Source organism: Streptomyces sp. NPDC014734, from assembly GCF_043083325.1.
GTDB lineage: Bacteria > Actinomycetota > Actinomycetes > Streptomycetales > Streptomycetaceae > Streptomyces.
The window spans coordinates 20,568-34,447 of record NZ_JBIBYN010000014.1; the positions used below are offsets into that span (position 1 = coordinate 20,568).

The window sequence follows — 13,880 nt, forward strand, 5'->3', positions numbered from 1 at the left end:
GACGAGGACAGGCCCCTAGGCGGTCGTCATCAGGGCGTGACCGGGCGCTCGGGGGCGTCTGCGGCCCTTGGCGTCCGGGTCCCGCTGCGGCAGGAACGCGGTGCGTTTCTCCCGATCGCGTATCGCCGTACGGACGCGGGTACGGGGCACCGGAGTCGCACAGCGTGCGCTGATGACCGCGGCGGCGACCAATGCGGAACCGGCCGCCGCGGTCGCGGCGAGGGCGACGGCGGCGGAGAGGCTGCCGCCCTCGGCGAGCAGGATCTCGGTGAAGAGCTCGGTGATGACGAGGAGCAGCAGTCCGACGGGACGGAGCAGCCGGGTGAGTCCGTCGAGCGAACGGCGTGTGTCACCACTCATCGGGCCCTCCCCTCCTCGACGCACGGTCGGTGGCGTCGGCGGGCCGGCCGCGCACGACGGCACCCACGAACGCCGTACGCGTCCACGACATTCGCGCACACGCACGTTTCACTGCTCCAGCCGTTATACACGACGGGTCCGACAGCGCCACCGTTCCGGCCTTCGATCACGCGTGGGCCCCGGTCCCGTCCCCCGCCCCTCCCACCGCTCGCCCGTCCCCCCGGCCGGACACCGCCGCACCGGGCGCCGTACCCGTACCGGACACCGCACGGGACGCCGCACCCGCACCGAGCCCGTCGGTCCCGTCGGTCCCGTCGGTCCCGTCGACCTCATCACCCCCGTCGATCTCATCGATCTCATGGATCTCGTCCCGGGCGAGCACCTCGTCGTCCGGCCGGTCGTCGCGCTCGCGCGGGCCCGCGTACGTGACGGCGAGCGCGACGGCGAGGTTGGCGCCCAGCGCCACGATGCCCGCGTTCATCCCCCACACCGGATCGTTCTCCGTGAACACGAACCCGCACACCGTCCCGACTCCCACGACCAGTCCGCTCAGCGCCCCGACCATCGACAGCCGCCGCCACACCAACCCCAGCAGCACCATGGGAAGCAGTTGCGCCATCCCCTCGTACGAGATGAGGGAGAGCCGCACCAGGGTGTTGGGCGCGGTGTACGTGAGCACCAGGGCCAGGGCCCCCGCGACCACGACCACCACCTGCGCGGCGCCCTTCTGCCGCTGCTCCCACCGAGGCACCAGCGACAGCACGCTGCGCCCCCACATCGTGCCGATGACGAGCATGAACACGGCCATCGGCACGATCGACGACAGTGCCGCCGCCACTCCGATGACCCCGACCGCCCAGGCCGGCAGCGAGTCCACGACAAGCTTGAAGAGCGCCAGGTTGGAGTCGGCGCCGACAAGCCCCGGCACGACGAAGAGGGCCGCCATGCCCAGCAGCATCGGCACGAAGAGCAGCACGTTGTAGGCGGGCAGCAGCATCGCGTTCCGGCGCAGCACGTCCGCGTTCCTCGCACCGAGGTAGCCGGCGACGGTCGTGGGGAAGATCACCACGGTGAGGGAGTTGAGGAACGAGGTGGTGATGAACCACGCCTGGCCGAGCCCGCTGTCCCCGTGTCCGGGGAAGGTCAGCCACTCGCTCTTCTCGGTGACGAGCCGGTCCAGGAACGGCCCGTACCCGTCGAAGTAGTGCAGCGGCACGTAGAACGCCAGGAAACCGAGTGTGGCGATCACCAGCACGTCCTTGAGCACGGACACCCACGCGCTGCCGCGCAGACCGCTCACCACGACGAATCCGGTGGTGACGGCGAACGCGATGAAGTAGGCCCAGTTCAGGCCGATGGCACCGTAGGAGATGGTCGAGACGACCACGCCCATGCCGGTGATCTGGAGCTGGATGTAGGGCAGCAGGAAGACGGTCGCGAGGACGGCGACGAGCGCACCGAGCCAGGGGCGGCCGAAACGGTGCGCCACCATGTCGGTGATCCCGACGAGCCCGTGCCGGCGCGCGTACGCCCAGAGCATCGGTCCGACGACGTAGCCGAGGGCGTACCCGCAGGACATGTAGGCCACCACGTAGAGCACGGGCGCCCCGTAGTTGTACCCCCATCCCGCGGCGCCCAGGTAGCTGAAACTGGTGTAGCCCTCACCCGCCATCAGCACCCAGATGAACACGGTCCCGAGGCTGCGCCCGCCCACGGACCACTCCGCCAGCCCGCCGCCCTCCCCGCGCCCCGTGCGCCGTCCGCGCATCGCGAGCAGCCCGAGGGCGACGGTGATCAGCATGAAGACCCCGAAGACGGAGGTCGCCACCGCGGCGTTCACCGGCGATCACCCCGCCTGGTCAGCCATACGGCGACAGGGGTCAGCAGGGTTGCCCCGAGCAGCCACACGAAGAGGAACGGCAGCCCGAGCACCACCGGACGGACCCGGTTCACCCATGGCAGCACCCCCAGGTACAACACGTAGGGAACCAGCAACCACAACAACTGCGGACGTCGTCTCAGCACGTCAGCGAACCCTAGCCAGTGCTGTGCCCGGAGAGGTTCACCGGCCCACGACACCCGGCACCGCACCGGACGCCGTGTCCGGACGCCGCGTTGCCGCACCGGACGCCGCGTTGCCGCACCACCCGCGCGCATCCGGTTGCGCGTGTGACGCTCCCCCGTGCGACGCACCGCACCGGACGCCGCGAACCCCCGGCGCCCCCTTCCGGTCACAGCGCTGGGGAGCCGCACCGCCACCCCGCTACCGTGCCCGCACTCCGGTGAGCCTCCCCCACACCACGAGCCGGTACCGGGAGGTGAATTCGGGCGTGCACGTAGTGAGCGTCACATACGCCCCGACCGCGTCGTACCCGGCGGAGGGCCGTACCTCGCTGCGCGGGACCGCCGCGATGACACCGCCGTCCCACGCACTGGTCTGCGCGAGCGTCCGGTCGACGGTGTACGTGTACACGGCGTCCCGGGTCTCGATGCCGATCCGGTCGCCGCGGCGCAGCCGGTTGATGTACCGGAAGGGCTCGCCGTGCGTGTTGCGGTGCCCGGCGAGCGCGAAGTTGCCCACCTGGCCGGGCTGCGCGGTGTCCGGGTAGTGGCCGACGTACCCCTTGTCGAGGACGTCGTGCTTGCCGATCCCCTGGGCCACCGGCGCGATCAGCCCGACCCGGGGGATCCGGATGACGGCGTACGCCCGGTCCGTACGCGGCACGGCGGACCCGGCACCGTCCGAGGACGCACGCCCGGCGGCCACCGCACCGCTTCCCCCTCCCTCACTCCCCGCCCCAGCGCCGTCCCGCCCCTTCCCCTCCTCCTGCTGCCCTTCCCGTCCCTCCGGCTCCTGCCACACCTTCCGCAGGGCACGTACCTCGTGCTCGGCATCGGCGCGCGCCTGCCGGTTGGTCCACCACAGCTGATGAACAACGAGCAACAACAGGACGACGCCGAGGGTCACCACCGCCTCGGCGCCCGTCCACAGAGCGCGTGCGACGACCCTGCGTCCACGCGTGTCCCGCCGCACCACCACCGGAATCACCGGTCTCCGCTCCCGCACGGCCCGCACGATAGGGCCACGCCCCGTAACTCTCCAGAGCCGGAACAACTCTCCGTCCATGTGGCGCACGGCAGTACGGTGTGGTGCATGCGTCCCGACACGCCTGCCGACCACACCACCGAAGCCGAACGCCTGCTGCGCACCGCGGAGCGCTACCCCGAGGACCGTGAACCGCTCCTCCTGAGGGCCGCGGCCCACCTGGAACTCGCCGACGACCGCGCCCGCGCCACCACGCTCTACGACGACCTGCTCGGCTCCCCCGCTCTCGACCACCCGCACCTGGTCAAGGCCCTGAGCGCGGCCAACCTGTGGGAGTACGGTCACGAGGCCGAGGCTCGCGCGATCCTCGACGGCATCCGTGCCGCGAGCCCGCTCGACCCGGCCCCCTGGGAGATCGTGGCGGAGACCTTCGAGGCCCACGACGAACTGGACACGGCCCACGACAGCTTCACGGCCGCCCTGACCCTCCTGCTGACGCCGGGCGAGGAAGTCCCCTACGCCGCACAGTCGCTGCTGATCGGCCGCCACCGTGTCCGCAGACTGCTGGGCGTCGACCACGACGCCTGGGACGAACTCGCCGACACCCTCCACACGGCGGCCGTCCCGCTGGACGAACTGCACGACCCGAAACGGCTGTGGGCGCTCGGCTCCTCCGACCCGGGCGAACTCCGGGCCGAGATCACCCGTCTCCGCGCCGAACTGGGCACCTACCGCTCGGCGCTGTCCCGCCCGTTCCCGGTGGCGGTGCTGCACTGGACCGCCCCCGAACTCGACGAACTCCTCGCCGCCTACCCGAACCTGCGCAGCGAGTACCCCTCCCACCCCGACCACCTGGCCCGCCTGGAGGCCGCCCTCCGCGACCTCCACCAGGCCGGTACCCCGAACCTGGGCATCGTGACCGGCACCGTCCCCTCCTACGAGGCGTTCGCCGCCTCGGAGGCCGCCTCCCCGGCCGACCCGGACCTCCTCCCCCAGTACGCCACCACCCTCGCCGCCCGAGGCCGCGCCGTCCCCTGGCCCCCGGCCCGCACCTCCCCCTGCTGGTGCGGCTCGGGCCGGACCTACCGCGAGTGCCACGGAGCGGACTGACCCGCGGCGCGGAGGGACGGCCCGCTCACGCGTCTCCGGTCATCGCCGCCCGACCCCGTCCCTCCGTGACCCCTCCTCCGCGCCCCTTCCGCCGCCTCAATCCGTATGACGGGCTCGGCCCCGTTCCGTAGGGTTCCGCCATGCCCGAACTCCAGCGACTCCGCGCCGCCCACGCCCCGGCCCTCCTCGCGTTCGAGCGGGAGAACCGCGCCTTCTTCGCCGCCTCGGTGCAGGACCGCGGCGACGACTACTTCACCCACTTCGAAGCCCGCCACGCCGCCCTGCTCACCGAACAGGCCACCGGTCTCTGCCACTTCCACCTCCTCATGGATGCCGACGACGAGGTCCTGGGCCGCTTCAACCTCGTCGACCTCGCGAACGGCTCCGCCGAACTCGGCTACCGCGTCGCCGAGAAGGCCACCGGCCGCGGCCTCGCCACGACCGCCGTCCGCCGCCTGTGCGCCCTGGCCGCCGAGGAGTACGGCCTCACCGACCTGCACGCCGCCACCACCCTCGACAACCCGGCCTCCCGAACCGTCCTCACCCGCACCGGCTTCGTCCCCACCGGCGAGGAACTCCTGCTGAACGGGCGACCGGGGCTGGGTTACGTACGCGATTTGGACAAGGGCTCCGCAGGCAAGGTCTCCGCAGAGCACCAACAAACAGGCGGGACCTTGGGCTCCATGTCAGATCCACTTGATACAACTGCATGAGTAGGTGGCGAGATGAGGGGACTCGGTCATGCCCAATGATTTTGCAGACAGCGCGGCTCCGGTTGCCGGACTCTACGAGACGCTGATCACTCGGCGTCTAGCAGAACGCATGAGCCAGCTCGAATCTACTGATCTGCGTTCCATCGATGACTTGGTTAGTCCTGAGTCTGCACCGCATGTCTTGTCCCGCCACATCGGAAGCATTGTGCGGCAGGTCCTAAAGGGACTCACACCTAAAGAACAGGTGTTTGCCGCCAACCATATCCTGGATTCACTCAGCACCATCGAAGGCGCATCTGAATGGATCGACCTGGTCGCCGAAGGCCCCCGGCAGCTTCTTGCAGTGGCAGAACAAAAGGCTCCTGGCGTGTATGCAATTCGCCCAGCAACGCCCCTGTCTGAAACTGCACTGATCACCAACTCTCCTGATGACCCCAGCCTGGGGTTTGAACTCCGCGCAGAACTAGCTACGGCAGACCGCGTCGACCTCCTCTGCGCTTTTATAAAGTGGCACGGACTAAGGGTTCTGGAACAGCCACTCTCCTCAGCACGAGACCGCGGTGTACCCATCCGAGTACTAACGACGACCTACATTGGTGCTACAGAGCGCCGAGCACTGGATCGCCTGGTCCGCGAGTTCGGAGCTGAGGTGAAAATCAATTACGAGCTCCGCTCAACACGTTTGCACGCCAAGGCTTGGCTTTTCCGCCGCGGGAGTGGATTCGATACAGCGTATGTCGGAAGCTCGAACCTTTCCAAGGCCGCACTTCTTGATGGGCTCGAATGGAATGTTCGACTGTCCTCAGTCGCCACACCGTCCGCCCTTCGCAAGTTCGAGGCAACATTCGATGCGTACTGGAGTGAACGCTCTTTCGAGCCATACAACCCTGACAGTGACGCACAACGGCTTGACGACGCATTGTCTCAGGCCGGTGGCTCCAACCGAAATAGCGGCAACACTTCCATCACCCTCTCTGGGCTCGAAGTTCGCCCCTATCCTCACCAGCGCGACATGCTGGAACGTCTCGAAGTAGAGCGCACCGTCCACGGCCGGAACCGTAATCTCCTCGTTGCCGCAACTGGCACAGGAAAGACAGTAATGGCAGCACTGGACTTCAAAAATCTGCGCCAAAACCTTGGCCACGATCCACGACTTCTTTTCGTAGCCCACCGCAAGGAAATTCTAGAACAATCTCTGCGCGTCTACCAGAACGTACTGGTCGATGCTAATTTTGGCGAACTCTTCACCGACGGGAAAGTGCCTCACAACTGGTCCCATGTGTTTGCCAGCGTTCAGTCTCTCCATTCACGCGCACTGGAACGCTTTGAACAGGACCACTTTGACATCATCGTGATAGATGAGTTCCACCATGGCACGTCACCCACATACCGTCGACTCTTGGAACACTTCACTCCCAAGCAGCTACTGGGACTCACTGCTACACCGGAACGCATGGATGGACGAAACATTCAGGACGAGTTCTTCAATGGCCGAATCGCGGCAGAGATGCGCCTATGGGAAGCTCTAGAGAACGAACTTCTCAGCCCCTTCCATTACTTCGGCATCACTGACAACACGGACATGAGCGCCATCTCCTGGAAGCGAGGGTCATACGATATTACGGACCTCAGCAACCTCTTCACTGGAAATGACGCACGGGCCAGGCTTGTTGTACAAGCCGTCAAAGGTAAAGTTGCCGACCCAGGATCAATGCGCGCTTTGGGCTTCTGTGTTTCAGTCGCACACGCCACCTTTATGGCCGACTTCTTCCAACGCGCTGGATTCAACGCGGTTGCCCTGTCCGGCGATTCTCCACGCCAAGAGCGCAAGGATGCCCTGGATCGGTTCAAGACAGGCGCCCTCCAGGTCATCTTTTCCGTTGACTTGTTCAACGAGGGGCTCGATATCCCTGACGTTGACACGTTGCTTCTCTTGCGTCCTACATCCAGCGCCACAGTTTTCCTCCAACAGTTGGGACGAGGTCTACGCCGCACTGAGAAGAAGGCCGTCCTTACTGTGCTGGATTTCATCGGCCAACACCGTAAGGAGTTCCGGTTCGAGGAGCAATTCCGCTCACTCACCAATCTCACTCGCAATCGCCTGCTCGCCAACATCGAGTGTGACTTTCCTCAGCTGCCATCCGGCTGTCAAATCATCCTTGAGCCGAAAGCCAAGGAGCTGATCATTGAAAATATTCGTAGCCAGATCGGTGTCAACGTCGCTCAACTCGCTCGCGAGGTCGCGAACTACGCAGAGCCGCGACTCACCAAATACCTCCGCGAAAGCCGCCGCGAAATCAAAGAGGTGTATCGAGGGAGCGGAAACTCCTGGACAGGTCTACTCCGCCGCGCAAAGCTCCTCCCACAAAAGGGCCCTGAGGAAGAAGCAACGCTACTCAAGCGAGTATCGGCGTTCCTTCATGTCGACGACCCAATTCGAGTTTCTGCGTACCAAAAATTGCTGTCCAATGACGTCCCCACGTATGACGCTCTCAGCGAGCAGGAAAGGGCATACGCCCGCATGCTCTTCTTCTCCCTGTGGCCTTTGGGTGGAGGTTTCAGTAGCTACCAGGAGGGCTTCAATACTCTTGCCGGCCAGCGCGCCTTCCGTGATGAACTCCGCCAGGTCCTTACCCATACGCTGAACCAAGCCGATCACGCACCTATTCCGCTACGGGGACAACACGCAAGCTTGCCACTCTCCATCCACGCCTCGTACAGCCGAGAGGAAATCCTCCCGGCCCTCGGACAGGCATACATCGGCGGCTTCATGCCAGGGCATTTCCGTGAAGGCGTGAAGTGGTGCGAAAACATCAAAACAGACGCACTACTCATCACTCTCGAAAAATCCGAGAAGGATTTTTCTCCCGAAACTCGCTACAAGGACTATGCCTTGAATGAGTCCTTGTTCCACTGGGAATCGCAAAACCAAACCTCAGAAACATCACCTACTGGCATCCGATACCAGAACCATAAAGAGATGGGAACCCACGTCTTGCTCTTCGTCCGCCGCTACAAGAAAACGGACATCAGTGGGCCCCATCCGTGGATGCTCCTTGGTCCTGCCGAATATGTTGAGCACAAGGGAAGCAAGCCCATGGGAATTGTCTGGAATCTTCACCATGAGATGCCAGCCGACGTATGGACATATTCAGCGGTTGCCGCCAGCTAAGGGCCGCCCCGCAATCCCTGACAGGACAGCGCTTATTCGTCTATGCGCCAGAATCGACGGTGCGCTCGCAGAAAGCGTCTCCCGATTCGGTGCTGCTCTACTGTTCTCAGCTCAACAGGGCGCGAGACTGAATCACTTAGATACCGATCCACCACATAGAAATCGTCGGTCAAGTAGAGAGCACCACGATCAAGCCGCACATGACAGTTAGGACACAGGCACAAGACGTTTGATTCGACGTCGGGCCCTCCCTCCGGGCCGCCAAGGGCTTGTATATGCGCCCCCTCGGCATAGCCTTTTCCAGGCATCCCGACCTTCAGCGCAAGTCCACAGGCCTGGCACGTATAGTCGTGCCATTCTTTGACTCTACGAACAACAGCCGTATCGCGAATAATACGTTCAATAGTAATCGCCCGTCGACGCGTAGGCTGCTCGGGCGTCTCATCACCATAGAAATCAGCCTCATACCGAGTCGACGGGGTGAGACTTTCTCGAATCTGCTGTTCGAAAGAGGTGAGCTCCTGCATCTCGTCCGGAAGGCGGCGCAGCCTAAAGCGACAAATCTGAAATCCAGCCCTTCCAGCCTCCGTCCAATCATCAACGACCCGATAGAGGCCGTCGTACCGGTACCCACTGATGGGCGAATAGTCCCGCTCCCCCTCGCTTCCGCGAATAACCCTCACAGAATTGTTCGATATTCGACTTCTCCGGAGACCGGCATTCCCCCGGTTATCCCATGTTTGATCCTCCACTTGACGGCCAGTGTTACGATCCCGGCCACCCGCGCCTGTATAGATGACTTCATCCCATTTGTCGATATCATCCTCATATCCCCGATTGAGCACGATTGCGTCGGCAGCCCGCTCGCCATTCGCATCCAACCCCCAAGAGATACCCGCCTCACGCTCCTTATGAAGTCCAGCCTCTTTGACGGCCTGCCTGGATTCGAAATGAACCCCTGGAAGACACTCATCCACATGCCCGAAGAAAGCCCTGTACGCGACCATGTGAACATGCTTGCGAATACTTGACCTCAGCCCGTCACCAGCGCCGACGCACGACGCTGCATGACTCGATTCATCCCATGCATGGCCTAAAAGAGCCCCTTAGCTGCCAGCCGGACCGACTGATCCGCACTGCCCAGGACTACGGAGTAGCGATCCCCACACAGAGAATGGATCCGGGTCACCACCCGTGACCCGGCATACCGTTCCCGCCCGATAGGCGGAAACCACGGTCACCTCTACTCCGTCGAGCATCCAACCTCCGGCCCCGCAGTTGACGGCCCCGCGAAGTCACTCACGTAGAGCTCGTCGACATATGCCACACCAGACAGGTCCGACAACGACCAGGAAGAGCCACGTTGTAACCCAAAGCACGGCAGATGTCATAAATGCAAGCTTGTTGTCACCAGATCCTCGGCATGTGATACCGGCACCCGCTGTTTCACCCGTTCGTCATCTCTGTCAGACGGCGAGCGGCAGAGTGTCCGGTGATTTCCACTTGGTCATCAGCGAAGCTCACGTTTCGTGAGTGCCTTGCGGCCCGCCTTCGTACGGGCCGCTCGGCAGTAGAGCGGTTTCACGAATGAATGCCGCCACGGGAGCACCTCCGCAAAGCCGTCGGCCTGGCGGAACCGCTCTGGGCGCTGCTGTGCGCTGCGAAGCAGCGGGGCGCCCAAGCGGTGGTCTCGGACCACAGCGCATGCATCTCCCGGTTTGGGTAGCCCAGTCCGAGCCCTCTCCAGATTTCGGCGACGAGCGGGGCGGGATCGTCGGGGTGGAGTGCCAAGGCCCGCCCGATATCGTCCTGCGAGGCAGGCAAATCCTGATGGAATCTCTCGAACTGGCTCCGCGACGTGGTGAGCGCAGGGAGCGGCGCTCCCAGTCCTGACCGGCGTCCTCGAAGAGCAGGGCGGCGGGCTCCCGACTCCCTCGGGCGGCAGAACTGCACGCGCGCTGCTATGGGGTATCGAGGCCGGCGAGGTAGGAATTCTGCCATCGCAGCGGCAGTAGGCCGTATCCGAGTCAGCACCAGAGCAACAGCAGGCAGGCGGGGACAAGGAGTGCCATGGTTGGGCAAATCCCTTCAGGAAGAGTGTGGCGATGCACGAAGCGGAAGGGTGACGGCAGTATTCCCGCCGCAAGGGGAGGAGCGGCATGCAGGGTGCCGTTCCCGCTTGCCGCCCCTCCAAGGCACTTCTCAACATCTTCGCTGCCGACTGTGTCGAACGTGCCTGCTGGACGCGGCTCAGCAACGACCCTGAGAGGGCCTGGGCAACTCCGCTGAGGAGGAAGATGGCTGAGCCAGCGCCCCGGGAAGTCCAGATCGCAGGTCAGAGCTGGCAGGCGGTGTCAACAAACCTGTGCATTCAGGCTCGATGACAACAGGTTTTCCTCACCGTGGAGAACTTTCCGGCTTCGGATCGCAGGTGTCTCAAGATCGGCTGGTCGCAAGGATGACACCTACTGTGCTTCGGCGCACGTCGCCTCAGGCCCCACACACGAGCCCCCTCCCCCACTCTTGCCGAGACTCCCGATCAGGGCAGCGCGGTAAAGCTTTGGGGGTGCACCTCCTGATTTGACTCGCCCCTCACATATCGAGAAAGTTAGATAGAATCCCGCAAGGGGATCGGCAGGACGGAGAAACGACTCATGGATCCCCTGACCGTACACAAGGCGCTCGCGAACCCTGCGCGCCTGCGGTTCATGCAGTGGCTCAAGGAGCCGGAGAAGTACTTCGACGAGGCTTCGTACCGGCAGCAGGGACTGGGGTTCCACATCGGGGTGTGTGTCGGTGACATCCAGAAGCGGGCCGGGCTGGCGCAGTCGGTGGTGTCCGGCTACCTGCAGACCCTGAAGGACGCCGGGCTGCTCACCTCGGAACGCATCGGCAAGTGGACGTACTACCGGCGGAACGAGGCCGTGATCGCGGAGTTCGCGGCCCACGTGCGCGACGCGCTGTAGCCGTCCGCGCGATTCGTCGCCGCACGCGTCCCCGTTCCACCCCGCCACCCCGCCACCTCACTGCCCCGCCACCTCACTGCCTCGCTGCCTCGCTGCCTCGCTGCCTCGCTGCCTCGTGGTGATGGTGGAGTTCACGCGATGCAATGCATCTAATTTTCTAGATTTAACGAAAGGCTTCGATGAGTAAGACGTCACGCACTGTCCTGGTACTCGCCCTGGGCGTGTTCGGGATCATCACCACGGAGATGGGGATGGTCGGCGTGCTTCCCCAGGTCTCGGCCGAGCTCGGCGTGGCGCCGTCTGCGGCCGGGTGGCTGGTTGGGGTGTTTGCCCTGGTCATCGCGGTGTCCGGGCCCTTCACGACGCTGCTGGCCTCAGGGGTCGACCGCAAGAAGGTACTCGCCGCGGCGATCGCGGTGTTCGCCGTGTCGAACGCCGTCTACGCGGTCACCACGCAGTACGAGGTGATGCTGGCCTTCCGCATCGTTCCGGCTCTCTTCCATCCGGTGTTCTTCGCGGTGGCGCTCGCTACCGCCGCACGGCTGGTACCCGCCGAGGACGCGACCCGGGCCACGACGACCGTGTTCGGCGGGGTGACCGTCGGGTTCGCCTTCGGGGTGCCGTTGACCTCGTACCTCGCCGAGCATGTGTCGCTGTCGTCCGCATTCTGGTTCGGTGCGCTGGTGAACCTGATCGCCTTCCTCGGCATCCTGCGGTTCGTTCCCGCCATGCCTGTCGGAGGGCGCGTGTCGTACGGGGCCCAGTTGGGGATTCTCAAGCGTGGGCAAACGTGGCTGACCATCGTGTCCGTCGTACTCGTGTTCGCGGCGATGTTCTCGGTCTACGGCTACTTTGCCGAGTACCTGGGGCAGGTCACGCACATGGACGGCACGTGGGTCAGTGCCATGTTGATGGCGTTCGGCATCGTGATGATCGTCGGGAACTTCGCCTTCGGTGCTCTGCTGCGGCGCAGTCTCATAGGAACCGCTGTGGCCTATCCGGTGTTGTGTCTGGTCGTCTACGTGCTTCTGTACGAGGTCGGCCCGTTCTTCGCGCCGATGGTCGTGGCCGTGCTGGTCTGGGGCGCGGTGCATTCGGGCGGACTGGTGGTGAGCCAGAGCTGGTTGGGGCGGGACGCCGTGGACGCTCCGGAGTTCGGCAACAGCCTCTTCATCTCGTTCTCCAACCTCGGCATCACCGTGGGCACCGCCGTCGGGGGGTGGGTCCTGAGCGATCACGGGACGCGCCGGCTCACCTGGGCCGGCGCCGCGTTCGCGGTGGCCGCCCTGCTCGTCATGGGGCTGCGGCTGGGGTGGGACCGGATCGGGTCGTCAAGGGCGCGAGTGATGGCGGGGGACAACTCCTAGGGGCTGCCAAGGGGCTGCCCGGTGCGGTGACCGGGAGGGCTTGCCTGGCGTCGCGAGCCGGTGAACCCTTCCGGTCACAGCACCGGCCTGGGTGGCCGGGAAGCGACCGAAGGGAATACCGATGACAGCGGCGACTGATGCCGACGGTGCGCGAGGAGGGGAACGGGACGATCTGCTGGCGATCGTTTCCGATCAACGCATCAACTTTCTCTACGCCGTTGAGGACGTCGGCGAGGAACAGGCCCGCCTCGCCACCACGGTCAGCGAGCTGACGCTCGGTGGCCTGGTGAAGCACCTCGGCGAGGTGCAGCGGACCTGGCTCGCGGTGATCGACGGCACGGCTCCGGCGGAAATCGGCTGGGCCGATCTCGACCCCGACGGCAATCGGATGACCGATGGGGAAACGTCGGCCGGTCTGCTCGACTCCTTCCGCGCGGCTGCTGCGGAGTTCGATCGCACCGTGCGGGAGGAACCCGATCTCGATCGGGTCGTGACGCTGCCGCGGTACCCGTGGTCGCCACCGGAACCGATCACGTGGACCGTCCGGCACGTGCTGCTGCATGTCTTCCGGGAGATCGCGCATCACTGCGGACACGCGGACATCATCCGCGAGGCACTGGACGGCGCCAGTACGACGGCACGCATGGCCGAGGCCGCCTCGCGTGGTGGTGAACGCGACGCGGACACATAGAACGCCGGCGATTGACGACGGCCTACAGCGCTTGACGGTGATTCGGCGCGGCAAGGGGTGTCCTCCGTCGGGGACTGCCGCATGGCGTCGGCGCGTGCATGCCGGTGGCGCGTCACGGCGGACGTGAGACGTACCTCGTGTCCGGGGCCGTGGCGATCGCCGCATCACCGTCGGGGCCGGAGCATCACCGCCGAGGCCGCCGAGGCCGTCGCGGCCCGTCGCGGCCCGTCGCGGCCCGTCGCGGCCCGTCGCGGCCTTTGGATTCGACGAGTTGATGCGGCCGAACGAGTGGTGCGCGCCCGGCTCCGGGGCATGCGACAGAAGAATTCAGGAGACTTGCCGTCAATGCGGAGGGCGGCGCTCGACGGTTCATTTGGAACGTCGATTTCCGGCCACAACACAACGCCCCTTACGCTGCACCACATCAGTCACCACCGGTCGGCCGGTAGAGAAGG

At 64.9% G+C, this 13,880-nt stretch carries 11 protein-coding genes; 6 read left to right on the forward strand and 5 right to left on the reverse strand.

The window, feature by feature from the left end; translation table 11 throughout:
* Positions 1–15: 15 nt before the first annotated feature.
* The 4 genes from ACF1CT_RS22030 to ACF1CT_RS22045 all read right to left on the reverse strand — a co-directional run bounded on the left by ACF1CT_RS22030 (position 16) and on the right by ACF1CT_RS22045 (position 3,427).
* Complete coding sequence (locus ACF1CT_RS22030; protein WP_391785607.1) at positions 16–360, reverse strand: DUF6412 domain-containing protein; 345 nt, start codon at positions 358–360, stop codon at positions 16–18.
* Positions 361–526: 166 nt separating this feature from the next.
* Entirely contained in the window at positions 527–2,200 is a 1,674-nt protein-coding gene (locus ACF1CT_RS22035) for a sodium:solute symporter (protein ID WP_391785608.1), read from the reverse strand.
* Positions 2,197–2,355, reverse strand: coding sequence for a DUF3311 domain-containing protein (locus ACF1CT_RS22040; RefSeq protein WP_391785746.1), 159 nt, complete (start codon positions 2,353–2,355; stop codon positions 2,197–2,199). The genes ACF1CT_RS22035 and ACF1CT_RS22040 overlap by 4 nt, the downstream gene beginning before the upstream one ends.
* Before the next feature lie 268 nt (positions 2,356–2,623).
* Entirely contained in the window at positions 2,624–3,427 is an 804-nt protein-coding gene (locus tag ACF1CT_RS22045) for a class E sortase (RefSeq protein WP_391785609.1), read from the reverse strand.
* 87 nt (positions 3,428–3,514) lie between these two features.
* Between ACF1CT_RS22045 and ACF1CT_RS22050 the strand changes: the two genes are divergently transcribed.
* The 3 genes from ACF1CT_RS22050 (at position 3,515) to ACF1CT_RS22060 (ending at position 8,401) form a co-directional block, all read left to right on the forward strand.
* Positions 3,515–4,516, forward strand: coding sequence for an SEC-C metal-binding domain-containing protein (locus ACF1CT_RS22050; RefSeq protein WP_391785610.1), 1,002 nt, complete (start codon positions 3,515–3,517; stop codon positions 4,514–4,516).
* Positions 4,517–4,656: 140 nt separating this feature from the next.
* On the forward strand, positions 4,657–5,229 hold the full coding sequence (locus ACF1CT_RS22055) for a GNAT family N-acetyltransferase (RefSeq protein ID WP_391785611.1): 573 nt from the start codon (positions 4,657–4,659) through the stop codon (positions 5,227–5,229).
* Positions 5,230–5,257: 28 nt separating this feature from the next.
* Complete coding sequence (locus ACF1CT_RS22060) at positions 5,258–8,401, forward strand: DUF3427 domain-containing protein (protein ID WP_391785612.1); 3,144 nt, start codon at positions 5,258–5,260, stop codon at positions 8,399–8,401.
* A gap of 32 nt (positions 8,402–8,433) precedes the next feature.
* Here ACF1CT_RS22060 and ACF1CT_RS22065 read toward each other — a convergent pair whose 3' ends face one another.
* On the reverse strand, positions 8,434–9,408 hold the full coding sequence (locus ACF1CT_RS22065) for a YDG/SRA domain-containing protein (protein WP_391785613.1): 975 nt from the start codon (positions 9,406–9,408) through the stop codon (positions 8,434–8,436).
* 1,647 nt (positions 9,409–11,055) lie between these two features.
* On the opposite strand from ACF1CT_RS22065, the gene ACF1CT_RS22070 reads away from it, so the two are divergent.
* The 3 genes from ACF1CT_RS22070 to ACF1CT_RS22080 all read left to right on the forward strand — a co-directional run bounded on the left by ACF1CT_RS22070 (position 11,056) and on the right by ACF1CT_RS22080 (position 13,425).
* Entirely contained in the window at positions 11,056–11,367 is a 312-nt protein-coding gene (locus tag ACF1CT_RS22070; protein ID WP_391785614.1) for an ArsR/SmtB family transcription factor, read from the forward strand.
* Between the two features lie 179 nt (positions 11,368–11,546).
* The gene (locus tag ACF1CT_RS22075; protein WP_391785615.1) at positions 11,547–12,734 is read left to right on the forward strand and encodes an MFS transporter; all 1,188 of its coding nucleotides are present in this window, start codon (positions 11,547–11,549) and stop codon (positions 12,732–12,734) included.
* A gap of 121 nt (positions 12,735–12,855) precedes the next feature.
* Entirely contained in the window at positions 12,856–13,425 is a 570-nt protein-coding gene (locus tag ACF1CT_RS22080) for a DinB family protein (RefSeq protein WP_391785616.1), read from the forward strand.
* Positions 13,426–13,880: the final 455 nt, after the last annotated feature.

Bases quoted from the DNA above. Each gene is read 5' to 3' on its own strand.
- ACF1CT_RS22030 (WP_391785607.1), bottom strand. From the start codon at position 360: ATGAGTGGTGACACACGCCGTTCGCTCGACGGACTCACCCGGCTGCTC.
- ACF1CT_RS22050 (WP_391785610.1), top strand. From the start codon at position 3,515: ATGCGTCCCGACACGCCTGCCGACCACACCACCGAAGCCGAACGCCTG.
- ACF1CT_RS22055 (WP_391785611.1), top strand. From the start codon at position 4,657: ATGCCCGAACTCCAGCGACTCCGCGCCGCCCACGCCCCGGCCCTCCTC.
- ACF1CT_RS22060 (WP_391785612.1), top strand. From the start codon at position 5,258: ATGCCCAATGATTTTGCAGACAGCGCGGCTCCGGTTGCCGGACTCTAC.
- ACF1CT_RS22065 (WP_391785613.1), bottom strand. From the start codon at position 9,408: ATGGTCGCGTACAGGGCTTTCTTCGGGCATGTGGATGAGTGTCTTCCA.
- ACF1CT_RS22070 (WP_391785614.1), top strand. From the start codon at position 11,056: ATGGATCCCCTGACCGTACACAAGGCGCTCGCGAACCCTGCGCGCCTG.
- ACF1CT_RS22075 (WP_391785615.1), top strand. From the start codon at position 11,547: ATGAGTAAGACGTCACGCACTGTCCTGGTACTCGCCCTGGGCGTGTTC.
- ACF1CT_RS22080 (WP_391785616.1), top strand. From the start codon at position 12,856: ATGACAGCGGCGACTGATGCCGACGGTGCGCGAGGAGGGGAACGGGAC.